This window comes from Peribacillus sp. YIM B13482 (assembly GCF_042787975.1).
Taxonomy (GTDB): Bacteria; Bacillota; Bacilli; order Bacillales; family DSM-1321; genus Peribacillus; species Peribacillus simplex_A.
The window spans coordinates 20,398-39,766 of record NZ_JBHZPF010000001.1; the positions used below are offsets into that span (position 1 = coordinate 20,398).

The following is a 19,369-nucleotide window of genomic DNA, read 5'->3' on the forward strand; positions in this document are numbered from 1 at the left end:
TCAGGATACGTGACTCAGCCATAAAAGCCTTCCGACGTCTTCCGGAAGGCTTTTATCATTTCCCTGTTATCCGAGTTGCACTTTTTTAGATAATCTACGAAATTCATGATTCAAAGTTTGTCTGACTGCCTTATGAGCAAAGCCTTTTTTGACCATACTAAAAGGAATAGCTTAAGGGGTGTGAAAAACATGATTCGATTCGGTCCATACATTAGCACCGTTCCTAGAATTCCGCGTTTCATCAGATTGCTTTCTACCATCGCATTATTTTTACTCTCCTTCGGGGTATTGATCCACCTTGTGGAGCCGAAAAGATTCCCTACTTTACTCGATGGCATCTGGTGGGCAATCGTGACTATGTCAACGGTAGGTTACGGAGATTACACGCCTGTGACCAATCTTGGTAAAGTCATTGGGATCACCCTCATTTTGTCAGGTGCAGGCCTGATCACCTCTTATTTTGCGTACATTGCTAAAATGTCCATTTCCAATGAACAGCAATTTCTAACAGGAAAGAAAGTATTCAGCGGCGGTGGCCATATTATCATTGTGGGCTGGAATGGCCGTTCCAAGAGAATCATCCAAAACATTCATAATAGTACTCATCATCAATCTATTGTCCTTATAGATGATACGCTGCAAAAGCACCCGCTACCAAGAACGAATATCCACTTTATCCAAGGAAAAGCTACATTGGATTCCGTTTTGCAAAAAGCTAATATAAAACAGGCCATACGCGTCCTTATCACTGCTGACCTCAAGCAAGACGAGCTGCATACGGATATGTTCTCGATATTAACGTTACTGGCCGTCAAAGGCTTGAATCCGCATTTGTATTGTCTTGTGGAAATATTGACGCAAGAACAAAAGGAAAATGCTTTGCGGGCAGGAGCGGATGGTATTGTCGAAACGAATAAATTTGCAAGTGATTATATGCAGGATTGCTTATCGAGAGGGATCATTGTGGAAGCTGAAGAGCAAAATGAATGGGATGGATTGAACATCAAACAACTGGCCATCCAGAGTGACTGGGCAGAATTGACGTTTAAACAGTTGAGCGCCAAGCTATTTGATCAAGACATTCTATTGGTGGGCATCATTTCAGGAGGCGAGACATTCATCAAGCCTCCTGCAAATGTAATCATACATCGCAATGACACCCTGCTCATCATTGAAGATTAATGTAATAAAAGCTTTTCCAAATCATGGACAAGCGATTTACCATAAGAGATATAGTTTTCCGGAAATTCGGCATCCGGATTTTCCGGCTCAGCAAACTGATTGAAGGAAGCGGTGAGGTTTCCGATATTTCCTTCACCGTCAACACCGTCCTCGTATTTATGAGATAACAAAAACGGTTGTAAAAGTTCGACCATTACCCCATCCTGATCGAGTGAACCATCAACCGCCCTGAAAGGGACACGCAAAAACTGGTACCCATCACTGTTATCCATTTTATAATCAAACGACCCGTTGTCATAATCCCAGCCTCCGCCTATCACATATCCTTCCGGCTTTAACTTCGTCTCCAGGTCGAACAAACCGAATGTTTTCCCTTCCAACTCAGAAGAAATTTTAATCATTGTAAAAAACCTCTTTCGCTATTTTTTCTATTAGCTTAACCAAAAGGCCTTTTAAAAAACCCCTGGAATGACTCGATTGTACCCTCGATTCAGGATAAGAAGATTGGCTTCCTCACTGATTCCCAAGGTATCCTTACGCTCTTTTATAAAGTTTCTTTCAGCTCAGCGCTTCCTTAATCGCAATTGCTGGATCTGCACCTAGATTGCCGCACTTCCTGTTGCAGCTGGTGGATTTTCTCCCACTTTGCTTAAAGCCTTTTCATCCATGCCGAACCGGAATTTGCGGAACCTGTGTAATTGGAATTCATCATTGATGAATTGTGCACACATGAACCCAAATTTTTCGGTTTTTCAATGCAAGCATTCGAATATGTTAATTTAACTTTAGAGTTCAATAAAAAAAGCATGAAGCTGGATGTTATTCCTGCTTCATGCTTTTTTATTATAAGCGCTGTTCGAGCTCCGCTTTTTTCTTTTCATATCCTGGCTTGCCTAAAAGCGCAAACATGTTCACCTTATATGCTTCCACTCCAGGCTGATCAAATGGATTGACACCTAGTAAGTAACCGCTCATTGCACAAGCTTTTTCGAAGAAATATACAAGGTAGCCAAATGTATAAGCATCAAGCTTAGGAACCGTTACGATCAGGTTGGGAACGCCACCGTCCGTATGTGCTAAAAGAGTGCCCTCAAATGCTTTATTATTTACGAATTGCACCGTTTCACCTGAAAGGTAATTCAGGCCATCCAAGTCATTGTCCGCTTCTTCAATTAAAATTTCATGACGGGCCTTTTCCACTTTGATGACTGTTTCAAAAAGATCACGCCGCCCTTCCTGAACATATTGCCCTAATGAATGCAGGTCAGTCGAAAAGTTAGCGGATGAAGGGAAAATCCCCTTTTGATCCTTTCCTTCACTCTCTCCAAATAATTGTTTCCACCACTCAGAGAAGTATTGAAGTCCAGGCTCATAGTTTATCAGCATTTCAATGGTTTTCCCTTTATTGTAAAGGATATTTCGAACCGCTGCATATTGGTATGCCTCATTATCAGCTAGCTCGGAAGAACTGTAGTCCAACCTTGCACGCTCGGCTCCCTCCATGATTTGATCGATATCTGCCCCGCTGACCGCAATCGGAAGCAACCCAACTGCCGTTAAGACAGAGTAACGTCCACCAACATCATCAGGAATGACGAAAGTTTGGAAACCTTCCTCCGTTGCTACCGTTTTTAATGCGCCCTTTTCTTTGTCAGTGGTCGCGTAAATTCGGCTTTTAGCTTCTTCAACACCATATTTTTGTTCCAGCAGTTTCCTGAATATCCTGAAGGCCAGTGCTGGTTCAGTCGTCGTACCGGATTTAGAGATAACATTGATCGAGAAATCCCTGTTTTCCAGCAGGTCCATTACGTCTTGCATATATGTAGAGCTTATATTATTACCTACAAATAAAATTTGTGGTGTTTTTCTTTTGTCCGTCGGCAAAATGTTATAAAAACTATGTTGAAGCATTTCAACTGCCGCGCGCGCTCCCAGGTATGATCCACCGATTCCGATAACAAGTAACACATCTGAATCTTTTTTTATTTTTTCCGCTGCTTTTTTGATCCTCGAGAACTCTTCTTTATCATAATTGGCCGGTAAATCAAGCCAGCCAAGATATTCATTGCCTGCCCCTGTCTGTTCATGCAGAGAATGGTGGGCCACTTTTACAGCATCCTGTAAATAGGTAATTTCATGCTCCCCGAAAAACGGTAGGGCTTTTGAATAATCGAAACGAATATGGGCCATTCAAATTCCTCCTTGATTTTTAGTTTCCCTATCACTTTATCTGATGTAATTCTCATAATCAAGATATCGGTCAGGTAAATAATGAATTATACGTTCAAAGTAATCTCCCACCTGACAAGGCGGGAGAATGAACATTTCACTTGAATTATAATGAAGCCCGTAAAATGGCAAGGACATCTTCACGGTTCAGGATTTTGAATCGCCCAAATCCCCCTCTGCTCATCGCTTTATCAGCCATGACTTCCAATTGTGAGTCATCGATGCCATAATCCGAAAGATTGGTCGGCGCACCTAAGCTGCTCCAAAACGACCTAAGTCTTTCAATGCCCTCAAGGGCCGCTTCCTCATCCGTTTTACCTTCCGGATCAACATGGAACACACGGACTGCAACCTGTTTAAAGCGTGCAACATTTTCATGGAGCACATGTTTCATCCAATTTGGAAATAAGATGGCCAATCCTCCGGCATGCGGGATGTCATAAACAGCTGAAACGGCATGTTCAATGTTATGCGTTGCCCAATCCCCACTGTAGCCAACCCCAAGCGAACCATTCAAGGCAATATTTCCTGCATATAGGATAGTGGCCCTGTGTTCATAATCCTCCAGGTTTTCCAATAGTTTAGGCGCCGTTTCAATCACTGTCAGTAACAGCGATTCACAAAACCGGTCTTGAAGAGGTGCATGCGTTTCCGGATGGAAGTACGTTTCGAACACATGTGACATCATATCGACCATTCCGTATACAGTCTGATCTTTTGGTACCGAAAAAGTATTTTCTGGATCCAAAATGGAGAATTGGGGAAATACCAATGGACTTCCCCATCCATATTTCTCTTTCGTTTCCCAGTTTGTAATGACTGAGCCGGAATTTGCCTCGGAGCCGGTTGCAGCTAAAGTCAGTATCGTTCCAAACGGAAGGGCCTCTTCTACTGATGCCTCCTTAATGACTAGATCCCATGGATCCCCCTCATATTTAGCACCGGCAGCAATGGCCTTTGTCGCGTCAATGACACTGCCGCCTCCAACAGCAAGCACAAAGTCGATACCATGTTCTTTACAAAGGTCAACACCCTTCCGGACTGTTGAGATGCGTGGATTCGGTTCAACTCCGGAAAGTTCGTGCACCTCTGCATCGATCTCTTTCAAGGCATTGATCACTTTTTCATATAAGCCATTTTTCTTTATGCTTCCTCCACCGTATACAAGTAAAACCTTATCACCATATGCAGGAATTTCCGTTTTTAAACTTTCAAGCTGATCTTTCCCGAAAATTATTTTAGTAGGGTTTTTATAAGTGAAATTCTCCAAAAGATTTCTCTCCTTAATGCCACATCGGCCTCTAGAAAATTGCCCACTTGGCCACTGGCAGTTTTTTTCTTTTCTTCATTATGACCAATGTTCCATATAAATACAAAGCATCCGTCCGGAACTTCTGCAAGGATGTATATTTACATGATGAAAAAGCATGATAAGTAAAGAACTGATTTTTTCAAAAAAAGGAGGCTGTACAATGAGCGGAATACAAAGAATTGCACTTGTTCTTACAATAATCGGGGCAATCAACTGGGGATTAATAGGGTTTTTCCAATTTGACTTGGTCGCTTCGATTTTCGGAGGGCAAGATGCTGGAATGGCCCGTATCATTTATGGATTGGTTGGAATTGCCGGCCTAATTAACCTTGGTCTTCTCTTTAAACCAAGTCCTGAAACTGCCAGTGAACCAGAAACCAAACCGACTCGTTGAAAGGGATTTTGTTTATATTCTATAAAAATAAAGCCAGACCATGGATAAAAAACATGGCCCGGCTTTATTTAACTTATTTTCATGAAATCATGAAAATGACAAAAAAAACCGACTGATCGATTGATCTGTCGGTTCACAAAATTATTTTTTGATTAGGTCTTCGCGTTGAGATTGTTCAATCCACTCTTGAAGTTTGTCTTTCAATGTGTTGAAACCTTCAGTAGATTCGATGTGAGATGTTGCTTTAACAGATGCTTGGCGTTTTTTTGGAGCTTTTTTCGGAGCTTCAGTACGCTCAGGAGCTTCTTCTGTTGCGCGGATCGATAAGCCGATTTTTCCAGCAGCTGAATCGATTGAAAGCACTTTAACTTTTACTTCATCGTTCACTTTTAAATGTTCGTTGATATCTTTAACGAATCCGTGAGTAATTTCAGAAATATGAACTAAACCTTGAGTTGATTCATCTAAAGCAACAAAAGCACCGTATGGTTGAATACCAGTTACTTTACCAGTAACTACCGCACCAATTTCGAATTTTTCAGACATGGTAACACTCCTATTTTATATATATTTTTTCGTCTTTTCACGCAATAAAAAATTATATCACATAATTGGAAAATAATCAAAGTTAAGTATACCATACTTTTTTAAATTTTACTCATTAAAAATGTTTGTTTTTTGGAAATAATAAATATTATAAGAACGTTATTTATAATTTAACCTAAAAATTTGCAAATAACCTCCATTTCCTTAAGATATTTACTCATTTTTCTAAAGATTGTAATATTAAAACACTACCCATTTCCTCATAATCATAGTAAGATGAGAAAATGTTTTAAAGAAATTATTGTTTACAGCTAGATAATCTTTACATCTAAAGGAGTTTTTCCATCATGTCAAAACAAGAACAATGGACTTCAAAACTTGGGTTTATCCTGGCAGCCGCGGGATCCGCTATTGGATTAGGCGCCATCTGGAAGCTCCCATATATGACTGGTGAAAATGGTGGAGGGGTCTTTTTCCTGCTCTTCATTTTGTTCACACTGCTTATCGGTGCCCCCATATTAATAGCGGAATTCACAATTGGCCGCAATGCACAGAAAGATGCCATTAGCGCATATAAATATATCGCCCCAGGAAAACCTTGGGCTTTGATCGGATATGGCGGTGTCGTCGCTTCCATCATTCTGCTTTCCTTCTTCAGTGTCGTTGGCGGCTGGATCATCTCCTATTTAGCAAGAAGTTTAACCGGTTCCCTTTCAAACTTAACCCAGACTGAATATGGAAACTTCTTCAATACGATAATCAGCAATCCTTATGAAACGGTTATCGCTCAATTATTATTCATGGTTTTAACCATTTGGGTCGTGCAAGGGGGCGTATCCAAAGGAATTGAAAAAGCGAATAAATATATGATGCCTTCATTGTTCATTCTTTTCATTATTCTCCTCATCCGTTCCTTGACTCTGGATGGAGCAATGGAGGGTGTAAAATTCTTCTTGAAGCCGGACTTTTCCGCTTTATCAGGGGAAACGATCCTATTAGCTCTTGGCCAATCCTTCTTTGCACTTAGTGTTGGTGTTTCAGTGATGGTAACCTATGCATCCTATTTAAGTAAAAAAGAAGATATAACTAAATCTGCCTTCTCGGTGGTTGGACTGAATATCTTCATTTCCTTGTTAGCCGGTTTAGTCATTTTCCCAGCTGTTTTCGCACTGGGCTTCAGCCCTTCTAGCGGTCCTGGACTAGTATTCGTCGTGTTGCCTGCCGTATTCAATGAAATGGCGCTCGGCGGGATCTTCATGGCCATTTTCTTCATATTATTATTATTCGCCACACTTACAACGGCCTTCTCCATTCTCGAGATCGTCGTTGCAGCCATGATCAAAGGTGATACCGCAAAGCGGAAGAAGGCTTCTTGGATAGCTGGTAGCGTCGTTTTCTTGATTGGAATTCCAAGCGCATTATCATTTGGGGTGCTTTCAGATGTGAAGATTTTCAATTTATCCATATTCGATTTGGCTGATTATCTGACAAGCAATATCGCACTGCCAGTCGGCGCCTTGTTCATATCCCTTTTCATCGGCTATCAAATGAAAAGGATCGAGGTCCAAAAAGAGTTCGAAACTGGCGCAGATTCCGGCCGGTCACTTTTTAAACTTTGGTACTTCCTGATTCGCTACATTGTGCCGATCATGATCATACTCGTATTTCTTAACTCAATTAATCTCATTTAGTAATCCAAAATGCCGTTTCGATATTTCTCGAGGCGGCATTTTTTTTCACAAAACCTACATATTCATTTGATTTCCTTTAGTTATAATATGGTAAAATCATTACATAAAGAAAATATTTCCTGAAAAAGGAGTGCCTGACTATGTCAAATATCGCGAAGAATATCCGGCAATATCGAGAAGATCATAACCTCACTCAACAGGAACTGGCTTTGAAATTACGAATCGGCACCAAAAAGATTGAAAAGTATGAAACTGGTGAATCGATTCCTGATACTCAAACCATTTTACGGCTTTCGACCGTTCTTGACATTCCAGCTTCAGAGTTCTTGAAGGACGCCCAAACCGGGAACGCTTCTGGTGTTGACGAGGACATAAAAAAGCTGATTGAAGAAATCGGATCCAAAAAGGCTGAGCTCATCCTAAGAACAGCTAAAGACTTTAGCGAAGAACAAATTCTGAATGTTATGCATACTTTATATAATACACAAGCTAATTGAAAAAAATGGTCGTAGTATGTGTATTTTTTTTCAGAGTGCTGGATATACTATGATTAACACTTTCTATGTTAATCCATTAGATTAACTCTTTTTCTAATTCCCCCTATGGAAAGGGATCCGGCTGCTTATAACGGCCGGATCCCTATTTTTTTGCTTTTATTGGCTATGGTTCTTCATGAAACGTTCCATCCTTCTAAGCGCTTCTTGAAGTTGTTCCATGGAGGATGCATAGGAACAGCGGATATGACCTTCACCGCTTTCCCCGAACACATCTCCCGGTACAACGGCTACAAGTTCTTCCGTCAGAAGTTTTTCAGCAAATTCCAACGAAGTCATCCCTGTTTTCTCAATGGAAGGAAAAGCATAAAATGCCCCGCCAGGATTGTGACAATCAAGACCCATATCGTTAAATGAATTCACGATATAATTTCGTCTTCTCCGATAACTCCGACGCATTTCTTCTACATCCTGCATTCCGTGCCTTAAAGCTTCCAATGCAGCATGTTGAGCAACAGTCGGCGCACACATCATCGCATATTGATGAAGCTTAAGCATCGCTTCAGAAATTTCCTTAGGTGCACAAACGAACCCAAGACGCCATCCGGTCATTGCAAAGCCTTTCGAAAACCCATTGATGACAATTGTCCGCTCAAGCATGCCGTCAATGGCAGCAAAAGAGGTGAATTTCTCATCATAAGCAAGTTCAGCATAGATTTCATCGGAAATGACAAGCAAGTCATGCTTTTTAATGATATCAGCAAGCATCACTAATTCTTCCTGTCCAAGCTGGGTGCCAGTTGGATTATTCGGTGAACAGATTAAAACCGCCTTCGTTTTAGGCGTGATTGCCGCTTCGAGTTGCCCGGGAGTCAACTTAAAGTCATCATCCTTTGAAGTTTGGACCGTGACCGGTATTCCCCCTGCCATGGTCACAAGCGGTGCATAGGCGACGAAACAAGGTTCCACTACAATGACTTCTTCCCCTGGATTCAAGATGGTCCTCAGGGCAATATCGAGAGCCTGGCTTGCTCCGACCGTGACAATGATTTGATCCTCTGGTCTATATGAAACATGGAACTGCTTCTCCATATACCAGCTGATTTCCGACCTTAATTCAAATAATCCTGCATTAGCCGTATAAGAGGTATACCCTTCCTCCAAGGAGTTGATCGCAGCTTCCCTCACTGCCCAAGATGTAACGAAATCCGGTTCACCCACACCAAGTGAGATGACCCCTTCCAAATTGGCTGCCAGGTCGAAAAAGCGGCGGATGCCTGATGGTTTAAGCTCTGCAATCGTTCTTGAAACATAACTCGTTTTAATCATGGTGACACCACTATCCGCTTATCTTCATCAGTTTGGTCAAAAATTGTGCCATCGTGCTTGTATTTTTTCATAATGAAGTGAGTCGTCGTAGAAATGACGGAATCCAGTGTCGAAAGTTTTTCTGAAACAAAGTTTGCCACTTCGTTCATAGAACGCCCTTCGACAATGACTGATAAATCATAAGCCCCCGACATTAAATAAACGGACTCGACTTCTTTGAATTTGTAAATCCTTTTTGCTACCTCATCGAAACCGACACCGCGTTTCGGAGTGACTTTTACATCAATCATCGCTGTGACACCATGGTATTCATCCACTTTTGCCCAGTTAATGACTGTTAAATAACGTACAATAACCCGCATATCTTCTAATTTCTTCAATGTTATTTCAATGCCCGCTTCTGATAGATTGGTCATTTTAGCCAAATCCTTCAGATCAATCCGGCTGTTATTTTCAATGATTCTCAAGACTTCCAATTCCTCTTCATTCAAGTGCATTGGAAAACCCCCCTTTTGGAATTCACTAATTTAGATGTGATGGTTTGGCTGGCAGATTAGTCTCACGAATTACCTTATTAGACTTTTTTAGAATCCTATATGACAATATAAATTAATAAGTCCTATTCTGTCAGGATAAACTTATACTATTATATCAAAATTGGTTGGCGACCTGTTATAGTAATTGTCTTTTTTCATCGTTATTATTACAATTACTGTTATGCAACAGTATTTAAGGACCTTTTTTGGGATATTCAGGTGAACACACACTTGTATCTATGACTAATACCAGAGGAGAAAGGGATTTATATGGAAATTCATACAATCAAAGGCATTGAACGGGTGGAAAATATAGAAATCTATTTTGAATATGACCATATGGATGATTCCTTCCCCACACTTGTACTGCTTCACGGGTTTTTGTCATCCAGCTTCAGTTTCCGTAAATTAGTGCCCTATTTGATCAAGGAATTCAATGTGATCTCAATAGACCTTCCCCCATTTGGGCAAAGCGGAAAGGATTATCGATATACATATTCATTCCGGAACATTGCTAAATCCGTTGTTCTGTTCTTGGAGGGGAAAAACATCAGGAAATTCAGTATTATCGGCCATTCCATGGGCGGGCAGATTTCCCTGCAGCTCATAAAATCACATCCTGATCTTGTCGACCATGCCATCCTCCTTGCCGGATCAGGCTATCAGCCCAGCTATTCGGAAAAAATGAAGATGGTCAGTTACCTGCCTTTCTTTTCATTCGGGATAAAACGGTATTTACAAAAGTCAGGGATCGAAAAGAACTTGAAAAATGTCGTTCATGACCCGACCATGATTGACGATGAAATGCGACAGGGCTATCTAGGGCCATTCATAAAGAAGCATGATATTTTCCGTGCATTGGGGAGGATGCTCCGAGATAAGGAAATCGATTTGTTGAAGGAAGACCTTAGTGATATCCATACGCCTTGCCTGCTTATATGGGGAAGGCATGATAGAGTGGTACCGTTGGATATTGGCCAAAGGCTCCATGATGACCTGCCTAATTCCGAGCTTGTTGTCATTGAGGATACCGGGCACCTTCTTCCAGAGGAGAAACCGGAAGAGGTTTATCAATTAATTAAGGAATTTCTTGGTGTAGCCTCCCCAACTTAAAAAAACAAAACTCACGAGTAAACAGCGTAAACTTACGAGTAAACAGCGCAAACTCGCGAGTAAACAGCTCAAACTCACGAGTAAACAGCGTAAACTCACGAGTAAACAGCTCAAACCCACGAGTAAACAGCTCAAACTCACGAGTAAACAGCGTAAACTCACGAGTAAACAGCGCAAACTCACGAGTAAACAGCGTAAACTTACGAGTAAACAGCTCAAATTCACGAGTAAACAGCGTAAACTCACGAGTAAACAGCTCAAACTCACGAGTAAACAGCGCAAACTCGCGAGTAAACAGCGCAAATTCATGAGTAAACAGCTCAAACTCAGGAATAAACAGCGCAAACTCACGTGTAAACAGCGTAAACTCGCGAGTAAACAGCGCAAACTATGAGTAAAGAGCAAAAAAACAACGTAAAAAAGGTGACCCTTATTTTTGGGTACACCCTTTTTCACCTTTAGATCGAACAGCTGGCATCATTTTTTATGATGAGCAGTTTCTGTGCAACTTCCAGGCATTTTTCCATCTTAACGGTTTCATCGAAAGCGAACTCGTAAATGGACTTTATTTTTTCCGCCAGTTCCTGCGGGCTATCTATATCCCGGATTGCTACGACCGTATCCGCAATTTCCGGTTCATATAGATCCCATCCTATCTGGAAAGGGTCCCATTCTTGCAAAACGGCAACCAACGCTAAATTCATTTGCTGTGTATCCATAATTCATCACCTGCTCAATAGGTTTTCAAAGAACATGTTATCATAGTATCATAACAACAGGCTTTTCACGAAGACGACAAATTTTTATTCGGCGGTGGACATTTTGAACAAGTCAATTTTTGAAGAACACATTAACAGAGAAAATTCAGGATCCGTAAAATGGGATAAAAACTCGCTCAAATCATTGTATGGGCGCGAAGATGTTCTGCCAATGTGGGTTGCCGATATGGACTTCCCATCTCCTGAGGGCATTCAAAAAGCGTTAATAGAACGCTTGAATCATCCAATTTTCGGTTATACCGTCCCTTCCGAAGCGGTTTTCACCGAAATTCAACGCTGGCTTAGAGACCGGCACTCCTGGCAAATCGATAAAGAGTGGATTTCATTTAGCTCTGGCGTCGTTTCTGCAATTGGTACAACAATCCAAGCTTTCACGGACCCGGGCGATAAAATATTATTACAATCACCCGTCTACACACCATTTTTTGATATGATCAAAAATAATGACCGGGAAGTGGTCAATAGTCCCCTTATCATAGAAGAAGATCGCTTTCAGATTGATTTCGCTGATTTTGAGGACAAGCTGAAAAGCGGAGTGAAGCTTTTCCTTTTTTGCAGTCCACATAACCCTGGCGGGCGCGTTTGGACAAAAGAAGAACTCCTCCGAATCGGGGAGCTCTGTGAAAAATATGATGTAGTCATCGTCAGTGATGAGATTCATGCTGATTTATTCCATACAACATCCAGACATTATCCGATAGGCTCGCTTTCAGAGAAGTTAGCCGACATAACCGTCACGTTAATGGCGCCAAGTAAAACATTCAATATTGCCGGCCTTCAGGCTTCATTCCTGATCACCGGTAATGAAAAATTGCAGAAGAAATTGCAAAAGGCACAAACGAAATTGGCATTCCATGGCCTTAACATCCTCGCTTTAACAGCGATGGAAGCCGCGTATCGAGAGGGCTTAAACTGGCTGGAAGACATGATTGGCTACATTGAGGAGAATATAAAAGTGGCTGAGGAATTCATCGCTGCTGAAATCCCTTCTTTGCATGTCATGCATCCGGATGCTTCTTACCTTTTATGGATTGACTGCCGTAATCTTGGATTGAATGACAAGGAAATTAAGGAACGGCTGATCCATCAAGGGAAGCTCGCATTGGAGCCTGGTTCAAAATATGGACCTGGCGGAGAAGGTTTCGTCCGAATGAATCTAGGTTGTTCACGCAGCATGATGATGGAAGGTCTAAACCGTTTAAAATTGGCTTTTTCATAAAAAAAAGAACCAGGTTTAAAAAATCCTGGTTCTTTTTTTCAATCTTTCTCTTCATCAACATAAGGATCATGCTCATATCGCGGCAAATCACCAAACGGAGTTTGAATATTTTCTTCAAAAAGTTCTTCCTTCAATTCTTGATATTGGGAGTTCGGGTAAACCGTTACCTCTTTACCGTATATATCCACACCAACAAAATTTTCATAATCTTCGACATATCCGATATTTTCTTCGGACTCAACATACATATCTTCGTAATCGCTTGGCGGATTTACAAAATCGGAAGGCGATTCAGATGTTCCATAACTGGCAACATCCTGCCACGAATCTTCCGCATCGTAAGCAACCGATTCGTGCCGGTCATCATAATCAAACTTTCCAAACGGTGGTCCCAGCACTTCCTCTTCGATCGGCCGATTGTGCGAAGTTTCCTGTGATGGGGTATGCTCGACACAATAAGTCGTTGTAGGCATGGCTTTCAAACGTTCAATAGGTATTTCCTTTGAACAAACCTCGCACTTTCCATACTCACCTGCCTCGATGGCAGAAAGCGCTCGATCAATATCCCTTATTTCATCCCGATCATGCTCGGAAAGGGCCAAATCCTTTTCCCGTTCATATAACTCGGTTCCTTCATCGCCGGGATGATTATCGTAACTCGATAGCTCACCTGTCGAATCCTCCAAGCTTCTTCTTAAATCGTAGTTGCCTGAATCATTTAATCGCTCTTTCAACTCTTGCTTCGTTTGCTGCAATTGCTGTTGAAATTCTTTTAGCTGCTGATTGGATAGCATGTGCAACATCCTTTCAAAATCGTTCTTCCCTCTAGTATTTCTCTCTTCCCTTCATTCCATAAAGGTACTTTTTACCTTAGGAATAATTTAATTGAGGCAACAGAAGCTAAATTAGAAATATTGATTCTAGGAGGGCTTTCATTGTATTTCTATAAAGAAGATTTAATCAATATGATCGTTCCAGATAAGCCTGATCCCAATGCAGCAAAGGTTCTTCAGGAAACGCTTGGAGGGCAATTCGGTGAAATGCGGACGATGATGCAGTATTCTTTCCAAAGTGCCAACTTCCGCGGCAACGCTAAACAATATCGTGATTTAATCCGCGGGGTTTTCCTAGAGGAACTAAGCCACGTAGAACTTGTCCAATCAACCATCAACCAGTTGCTGAATGAGGTTGGTGGGGATATGCCCGGAGATTCCGGGATCGATGGTGCCCCATTGGATGATGCCATCCAGAGTGGTGCAAATCCACATCATTTCATAATCGGTGCGAAAGCGTCCCTGCGTCGACGCTGGCGGCAATCCATGGAATGGATCTTGGGTTTATGATCACGGCAATCTTGTGGCGAACCTTTTGAATAATGTCATCCTTGAATCTACGGGGGTTTTGCAAAAGTCGAGGATATATGAAATGAGCTCCAATAAAGCAATGCGTGAAACACTGGCATTTTTAATGGTCCGCGACAATGCCCATCAAAATGCATTTGCCAAGGCATTGGAAACTCTTGGGGTCAGCTGGGGGAAGATCTTCCCTATACCTAATTATGATTTGAACAAATATCCTGAATGCCGAAAATATGTGGATTTGGGCTATCATAATGCTCAATTCAATTTCAGGCTGGATCAAACTCAAATCGGCTAAATTTTCCAAGGGGAGACACCGAGCCGAAATGGCGGAAACCTTGCCGTTACCGAGCCGCCAAAAGGATTCCCGGTCCCGGAAATGCCAGATATGCCAAATGAACACAGCCCTGGTTTGAGTGATTTGAACAATTAAAAAAGAAGGCGGACACATCATTCCGTGTTCGCCTCCTTGTTTTAATTATTTATATATTTCTCAAAAACATAGCCAAAATCTTTCACATGGTACTTTTTCCGACTGTCCATCAACCATTCGAAAGCTGCGGAATTAATTTCCTTGAAACTTGCAGCCATTTGGCTTCCCTCTGTCCGAACCTGGTTCAAAGTGGAAGAAGCAAGGTTTACGCTTTGCTGTGCAAATTGAAGGGCATATTCATTCTCATGGCAAATTTCCGATATTTTAACTAATGATTTGAACAAATCCTTTAATTCTTCAATGAACTTCTTATGGACATCAATGGAGAACGTCTTTGCACCGATCGTAAATTTAATTTCCGCATCCAAATCCACGGTCCCTGCCGTTTCAAGTGTTACGCTGGAAATATTGTACTGGCTGTAGCTATATCTTGTAAGTGTACGTTTTTTGCTTATGGCACTTGTCCCGTCCAAATGTATGAACGCTTGATTCGTGAAACAGTACTCATCGGTTTTCGATTTTATCAGGAAATAAATTTTTTCCTCGTCTTCATGCATGATATAGTCATCTGCATCCACCTTGTCATAATTGGCAGGGCTAATCACACTTCCAATATCACTAAGTCCAAGGGCATCAGCCGCAATTTTCTTAAACATCCCTATTCCCCCTATCAAAATTCAGGCATTATAAGTATTTCTCCAGTATTATCTCATCTCGGATAGGAATTCCCTCAAAACTGTAAAATGGTATTTCAGGTTTGATTTTCCGTGATTCTTCAACCGCATTTTTAACGATTTCCGCAATGACATAACCACGCTTTTGAAAAAACTTCAATGCCTGTAAATTATCGTTCGTTGTAATCGCTTTAATAGTATGGCAATTTTTCTCCTTGGCGGTATTTTCCATTACATAAAGCAACGATGAGCCCACTCCTTGATTCTCATGCTCACTATTCAAAGAAATGATTTGGCATACATGGTCGGACAACTTATATGTTCCCAACCCCATGATTTTTTCATTCTCGTCCATCACTCCAAAACCCTCAAGTTCCGCATAATGAAACAAACCTCTTGAAAAAACGACTTGAGTCGTCTCCCAGTGCTGAATGAAAAAACTCTTAACTGTATCCGTCGCAATCATTCTTTTAGCTACGATTTGCATAACTATTTACGCCCCCAAAGTTTCTATCTCTATGCTTATAGTATAAATTGCTTATGCTGATAAGGGAACAGTTTATTCTTCATTCAGGTCCTTTACGGCCTTCTAACAAAACATAATACCATTCATATTCTAATTAGCAAAAAAAAAGGCTGGAACTCTAGTGAATCCACTCGCATCTTCCGGAATCAAGAAATAGTATCATCCTTTATACGCTGGTTCCTTTTAGTGACTTCATCTTCGAATTGCTTAGTTTTCAGTTCTTCTTTTTTTGAATATCTTATAATTGCCCTCATCGTTAAAACGGCTGCTACTAAAAAGATGAAGCATGTTATACCCGCAGAGATATATTCAGTCTTGTCTTCTGGAAAGTAAAGAAACAAACCTAGTAAAGTATGATTGAGAAAGTCCATTCGATACATCCTTCCTGATAGGAATTAAAATGCTTTAGCCCATTATATCAATTGCCAGAACAATCCACTAGTGGAGCAAACCCGCTAAAACCTAAAAAAACGAGAGGCACTAAGCCCCCCGCTTCTCTTTTATTTATAAAATGGTGATTCCTTTAATGACTACATCCACTGCTGGCTTGTCTCCCGCAACTGTCTCTACATTAGCAATCGTATCAACAACGTCCAGGCCTTCGACCACCTGTCCAAAAACAGAGTGTTTATGGTCCAGCCATGGTGTGCCGCCTTGTTCCATATAAGCGTTGATGATTTCTTCCGGATAACCGGCTTGCTTCATCTGCTCACCCATCCTGCTGTCTACATGCTGGGCCTGTACGACGAAGAATTGGCTGCCATTTGTTCCCGGGCCTGCATTTGCCATGGAAAGAGCTCCACGCAAATTGAATAATTGCATGGAGAACTCGTCCTCAAATGGAGCTCCCCAAATACTTTCTCCCCCCATTCCAGTACCTGTCGGATCTCCGCCTTGAAGCATGAAATCCTTGATGACACGGTGGAAAATGATTCCTTCGTAGTAACCGTTTTCAGCATGAGTCATGAAATTTTCCACTGTCTTTGGAGCCAGCTCAGGGAATAATTTAATTTTAATATCGCCCATCGTCGTTTGCATGATGACCGCTTTTTCATTTTCCAAAACTTCACTTGTTAATTGTGGAAAATTTGTCATTGTATATACCCTCTTTCTTTTTTTAAATAAATGGCCTGTAACGCCATTTTCCATCTTCATTTGTACACTTTACACGATTTTCATAAAAAAAGCATCTTTGCGAAATTGAACGAATTCGCTGTGAAAAATCGTTGTTCTTATGTATCATGAAGGAAGTTAAAAGAAAGGTGGTAGGGAAATGTCAGAACAGGATTTTAAAATCGGCGATAAGGTTACCGCCATATATAAAACCGGAAAATACATCGGGGAAATCACCGATATCAGACCTGCTGCATATCTTGTTAAAGTGTTGGCTGTCATGAAGCATCCCATGCAGGGGGATCTTCATAACCCGAAGCAAACAGAAGTGTCCATGTTCCATCAGCGGCGTGCTCTTGCATTCCGGGAGCAAACCAATGTACCTAAGAATATGGTAAGGGGCTTTGAAGAGGAAATTCCTGAGTATAAGGAGTCCTTAAGAGAAGCTGTTGAGAAAATGAAACACACCTTAAGCGAAGCAAACACAGAGTGGAATGATAAAAGCTTACAGCTGCTTGAAGATCTGGCGGCGGATTATTTCAAATAAAGCATAAAAGCCAAATCAGTAGTATATGATTTGGCTTTTATAACGCTAAATGATTCAATACCTTTGATAAATCAATGCGATCGCCAATTGTCGTCGGTTCATGATTTTGCATATAACTTTTATCTTTCTCTACTAACTTAAATATATTATATGTCGTAATTGCATCATCCAACGCCCTGTGATGCTTGCCTGTCCCTTCTTTGCCATAGGCCTGTACAGCCTTCCAAAGTCCGGTTTGATTTTGATCTCCGAAAAAGCGTTTATACTCCAGGCAAAGATCTATTTGTTTTCCTGAAAAAGGGAAATCCAATCCTGATTTCTGACAGTTCTGGCGAAGTACCTTCATGTCCATATTTCCCCAAGTCACAATCGTCGTCGGGTGCTGCTCATCTATTTTCTTCAATAAAGAAATCAACTCTTCAAATGAAATCCCCCGGTCCACCTGATCTTGGGTAATATTCAAGAACTTCTTGCATCTCCCCGTTAGGACTGGAAATTTCAATGGGTTAACAAAAGAAGAGAATTGTTCCTGAATTGTCTCATTAATGACGCTGACTAAACCGACCTCAATGATTTCTGGATAAAAACCTACTGGATTCGCTTTTCCTTCCGGCATCGTAAATTCAAAATCAATGAATACATATTGCTGTTGTTCCTCCATTTTAATGACCCCCTTCTTATTCTTGACGTCAACATACAAACAAAAATTGGTTTTTATTTTCTCATGAGAATATTATAACAGAAGATTTAGAAAGTTTTTCATTGGATCATATTACACCATTTAGATACGACTTCTGCCATCATTCTTGATTTACTCAAAACTATATATTATTTTCCTTAATTGGTTTTAGTGTTTGGACGAACCGAAAGTACCATTCTTTAATCCCTGCATTATCGCCAAGAATATACTAAAAATATATTAGTTAGGAAGTTGAACTATGCGCACGTATCTTGGTTATATCACGATTTTCTTCACAGTTCCTGTATTGTCCTTTTCATTTTCCTTTCCTATCACAAGTGATCCTTAGCCCAAACTCCCTATCATGTACTTCACTTAGGAATCCCATTGATTCGATAGAGCTGGCTCAGGACTAATTACATGACGGCTGCAAATGGAAAGTGATCAGTGAAATTTCCAATGGTGAAAAACGGACTTATCTTAAACTTGATGGCATCCCCTTTTTCTGGAAAACCATTTCCCTTTCAGCATAACAGAGGATCACAAATTTTTATGATCATGCAGGTGTTGGCCTGTCCGGCATGGAAGGCGCATCTTATCAATTCACAAAATAAAACAATCGAACAAGGCGGCAGTACCATTACCCAGCAATTCACCAGGAGTGTTTGCCATTCCCATGAAAGGACGTATAACCGAAAACTTAATGAACTCTTTTACGCCTATCAATTAGAGCGAAAAAATTCAAAACCGGAAATCATGGAGCTATATTTGAATACGATATATTTCCAGTAATGGATCATATGGAACCGAAGCTGCCTCCCAGTATTATTTCAGTAAACCGACTGGGAAGTTATCAAAGGCAGAACTCACCTTACTGGCAGTAATCCTTAATAATCCGAAAAACTATAAACTCTTAATGTGCCGAAGATCGGAAGTACGATTAAATTAGACTTGTCCACCTCGGTCGACTTATTATCCCGATTACGTGACATATGCTCATCAGGAATTGAAAAACCTAGTGACATCCTCTGAAGGTCTCATAACATCCCTGCAAGGTTCTGATGTGGCTATACGCCATCAGGTGAGGCAGAGCTGGATAAAAGGATTGAAAAGCTTTTGATTCCGGTGTAACCATCCATACCGCACTCGATACCAAGCTGTAAACTAAAGCCCAAGACTGCTGTACAATCAAAAATCGGTGCAATGATATCGAGG

The 19,369-nt window shown here is 41.0% G+C and carries 22 protein-coding genes and 1 pseudogene; 10 read left to right on the plus strand and 13 right to left on the minus strand.

From position 1 onward, the window contains the following. Positions 1 to 189 precede the first annotated feature (189 nt). The gene (locus tag ACFX4L_RS00100; RefSeq protein WP_377385236.1) at positions 190 to 1,182 is read left to right on the plus strand and encodes a potassium channel family protein; all 993 of its coding nucleotides are present in this window, start codon (positions 190 to 192) and stop codon (positions 1,180 to 1,182) included. On the opposite strand, the gene ACFX4L_RS00105 is transcribed toward ACFX4L_RS00100, so the two are convergent. From ACFX4L_RS00105 to ACFX4L_RS00115, 3 genes are all read right to left on the minus strand, one after another. Further along, a complete protein-coding gene (locus ACFX4L_RS00105) occupies positions 1,179 to 1,583 on the minus strand; it encodes a YugN-like family protein (protein ID WP_089361843.1) in 405 nt (134 codons plus the stop codon). The two genes, ACFX4L_RS00100 and ACFX4L_RS00105, sit on opposite strands and share 4 nt — an antisense overlap. A gap of 442 nt (positions 1,584 to 2,025) precedes the next feature. Then, entirely contained in the window at positions 2,026 to 3,372 is a 1,347-nt protein-coding gene (locus tag ACFX4L_RS00110) for a glucose-6-phosphate isomerase (protein WP_089361844.1), read from the minus strand. 145 nt (positions 3,373 to 3,517) lie between these two features. Further along, positions 3,518 to 4,681 (minus strand): iron-containing alcohol dehydrogenase, encoded by a 1,164-nt coding sequence (locus ACFX4L_RS00115; RefSeq protein ID WP_377385233.1) that lies wholly within the window; start codon positions 4,679 to 4,681, stop codon positions 3,518 to 3,520. Positions 4,682 to 4,883: 202 nt separating this feature from the next. Between ACFX4L_RS00115 and ACFX4L_RS00120 the strand changes: the two genes are divergently transcribed. Next, positions 4,884 to 5,117 (plus strand): DUF378 domain-containing protein, encoded by a 234-nt coding sequence (locus tag ACFX4L_RS00120; protein WP_061465420.1) that lies wholly within the window; start codon positions 4,884 to 4,886, stop codon positions 5,115 to 5,117. Positions 5,118 to 5,258: 141 nt separating this feature from the next. On the opposite strand, the gene yugI is transcribed toward ACFX4L_RS00120, so the two are convergent. Further along, positions 5,259 to 5,663: a S1 domain-containing post-transcriptional regulator GSP13 gene (gene yugI, locus ACFX4L_RS00125; protein ID WP_061465421.1), complete on the minus strand. Its 405-nt coding sequence runs from the start codon at positions 5,661 to 5,663 to the stop codon at positions 5,259 to 5,261. 347 nt (positions 5,664 to 6,010) lie between these two features. Between yugI and ACFX4L_RS00130 the strand changes: the two genes are divergently transcribed. Continuing rightward, the gene (locus ACFX4L_RS00130; RefSeq protein ID WP_377385230.1) at positions 6,011 to 7,354 is read left to right on the plus strand and encodes a sodium-dependent transporter; all 1,344 of its coding nucleotides are present in this window, start codon (positions 6,011 to 6,013) and stop codon (positions 7,352 to 7,354) included. Positions 7,355 to 7,494: 140 nt separating this feature from the next. Continuing rightward, positions 7,495 to 7,851, plus strand: a complete 357-nt coding sequence (locus ACFX4L_RS00135) for a helix-turn-helix domain-containing protein (protein WP_061465423.1) — start codon at positions 7,495 to 7,497, stop codon at positions 7,849 to 7,851. 156 nt (positions 7,852 to 8,007) lie between these two features. Here the strand turns inward: ACFX4L_RS00135 and ACFX4L_RS00140 are convergent, their stop codons facing one another. After that, entirely contained in the window at positions 8,008 to 9,177 is a 1,170-nt protein-coding gene (locus ACFX4L_RS00140) for an aminotransferase (protein ID WP_089361849.1), read from the minus strand. Continuing rightward, positions 9,174 to 9,674 carry an Lrp/AsnC family transcriptional regulator gene (locus ACFX4L_RS00145; protein WP_061465425.1) on the minus strand — a complete coding sequence of 167 codons (501 nt, stop codon included), beginning with the start codon at positions 9,672 to 9,674 and terminating at the stop codon, positions 9,174 to 9,176. The genes ACFX4L_RS00140 and ACFX4L_RS00145 overlap by 4 nt, the downstream gene beginning before the upstream one ends. A 309-nt stretch (positions 9,675 to 9,983) precedes the next feature. Here ACFX4L_RS00145 and ACFX4L_RS00150 point away from each other — a divergent pair, with 309 nt between their 5' ends. After that, positions 9,984 to 10,826, plus strand: coding sequence for an alpha/beta fold hydrolase (locus ACFX4L_RS00150; RefSeq protein ID WP_377403476.1), 843 nt, complete (start codon positions 9,984 to 9,986; stop codon positions 10,824 to 10,826). 458 nt (positions 10,827 to 11,284) lie between these two features. Here ACFX4L_RS00150 and ACFX4L_RS00155 read toward each other — a convergent pair whose 3' ends face one another. Next, positions 11,285 to 11,545, minus strand: a complete 261-nt coding sequence (locus ACFX4L_RS00155; RefSeq protein WP_089361851.1) for a DUF1871 family protein — start codon at positions 11,543 to 11,545, stop codon at positions 11,285 to 11,287. Positions 11,546 to 11,639: 94 nt separating this feature from the next. On the opposite strand from ACFX4L_RS00155, the gene ACFX4L_RS00160 reads away from it, so the two are divergent. Continuing rightward, positions 11,640 to 12,824 (plus strand): MalY/PatB family protein, encoded by a 1,185-nt coding sequence (locus ACFX4L_RS00160; protein ID WP_377403479.1) that lies wholly within the window; start codon positions 11,640 to 11,642, stop codon positions 12,822 to 12,824. Positions 12,825 to 12,862: 38 nt separating this feature from the next. On the opposite strand, the gene ACFX4L_RS00165 is transcribed toward ACFX4L_RS00160, so the two are convergent. After that, on the minus strand, positions 12,863 to 13,618 hold the full coding sequence (locus ACFX4L_RS00165) for a TraR/DksA C4-type zinc finger protein (RefSeq protein ID WP_284469351.1): 756 nt from the start codon (positions 13,616 to 13,618) through the stop codon (positions 12,863 to 12,865). Positions 13,619 to 13,759: 141 nt separating this feature from the next. Here ACFX4L_RS00165 and ACFX4L_RS00170 point away from each other — a divergent pair. Further along, positions 13,760 to 14,615 (plus strand): annotated as a pseudogene (locus ACFX4L_RS00170) (manganese catalase family protein). A gap of 41 nt (positions 14,616 to 14,656) precedes the next feature. On the opposite strand, the gene ACFX4L_RS00175 reads toward ACFX4L_RS00170, so the two are convergent. The 4 genes from ACFX4L_RS00175 to ACFX4L_RS00190 all read right to left on the minus strand — a co-directional run bounded on the left by ACFX4L_RS00175 (position 14,657) and on the right by ACFX4L_RS00190 (position 16,910). After that, positions 14,657 to 15,271: a PH domain-containing protein gene (locus ACFX4L_RS00175; protein WP_061465430.1), complete on the minus strand. Its 615-nt coding sequence runs from the start codon at positions 15,269 to 15,271 to the stop codon at positions 14,657 to 14,659. A gap of 28 nt (positions 15,272 to 15,299) precedes the next feature. Then, positions 15,300 to 15,776 carry a GNAT family N-acetyltransferase gene (locus tag ACFX4L_RS00180; RefSeq protein ID WP_089361856.1) on the minus strand — a complete coding sequence of 159 codons (477 nt, stop codon included), beginning with the start codon at positions 15,774 to 15,776 and terminating at the stop codon, positions 15,300 to 15,302. Between the two features lie 185 nt (positions 15,777 to 15,961). Next, positions 15,962 to 16,186, minus strand: coding sequence for a hypothetical protein (locus ACFX4L_RS00185; RefSeq protein WP_089361857.1), 225 nt, complete (start codon positions 16,184 to 16,186; stop codon positions 15,962 to 15,964). A 133-nt stretch (positions 16,187 to 16,319) separates the two neighbouring features. Further along, positions 16,320 to 16,910: a peptidylprolyl isomerase gene (locus tag ACFX4L_RS00190; protein ID WP_284469350.1), complete on the minus strand. Its 591-nt coding sequence runs from the start codon at positions 16,908 to 16,910 to the stop codon at positions 16,320 to 16,322. A 178-nt stretch (positions 16,911 to 17,088) separates the two neighbouring features. On the opposite strand from ACFX4L_RS00190, the gene kapB reads away from it, so the two are divergent. Further along, positions 17,089 to 17,475: a kinase-associated lipoprotein KapB gene (kapB, locus tag ACFX4L_RS00195; RefSeq protein ID WP_089361859.1), complete on the plus strand. Its 387-nt coding sequence runs from the start codon at positions 17,089 to 17,091 to the stop codon at positions 17,473 to 17,475. A gap of 37 nt (positions 17,476 to 17,512) precedes the next feature. Here kapB and kapD read toward each other — a convergent pair whose 3' ends face one another. Then, positions 17,513 to 18,136, minus strand: a complete 624-nt coding sequence (gene kapD / locus ACFX4L_RS00200) for a 3'-5' exonuclease KapD (RefSeq protein ID WP_061465435.1) — start codon at positions 18,134 to 18,136, stop codon at positions 17,513 to 17,515. 570 nt (positions 18,137 to 18,706) lie between these two features. Here kapD and ACFX4L_RS00205 point away from each other — a divergent pair. Together ACFX4L_RS00205 and ACFX4L_RS00210 are read left to right on the plus strand one after the other, a co-directional pair. Next, positions 18,707 to 18,946, plus strand: a complete 240-nt coding sequence (locus ACFX4L_RS00205) for a transglycosylase domain-containing protein (protein WP_377403482.1) — start codon at positions 18,707 to 18,709, stop codon at positions 18,944 to 18,946. Further along, entirely contained in the window at positions 18,936 to 19,103 is a 168-nt protein-coding gene (locus ACFX4L_RS00210; protein ID WP_377403679.1) for a transglycosylase domain-containing protein, read from the plus strand. Before ACFX4L_RS00205 ends, ACFX4L_RS00210 begins: the two co-directional genes overlap by 11 nt. Positions 19,104 to 19,369 lie beyond the last annotated feature (266 nt).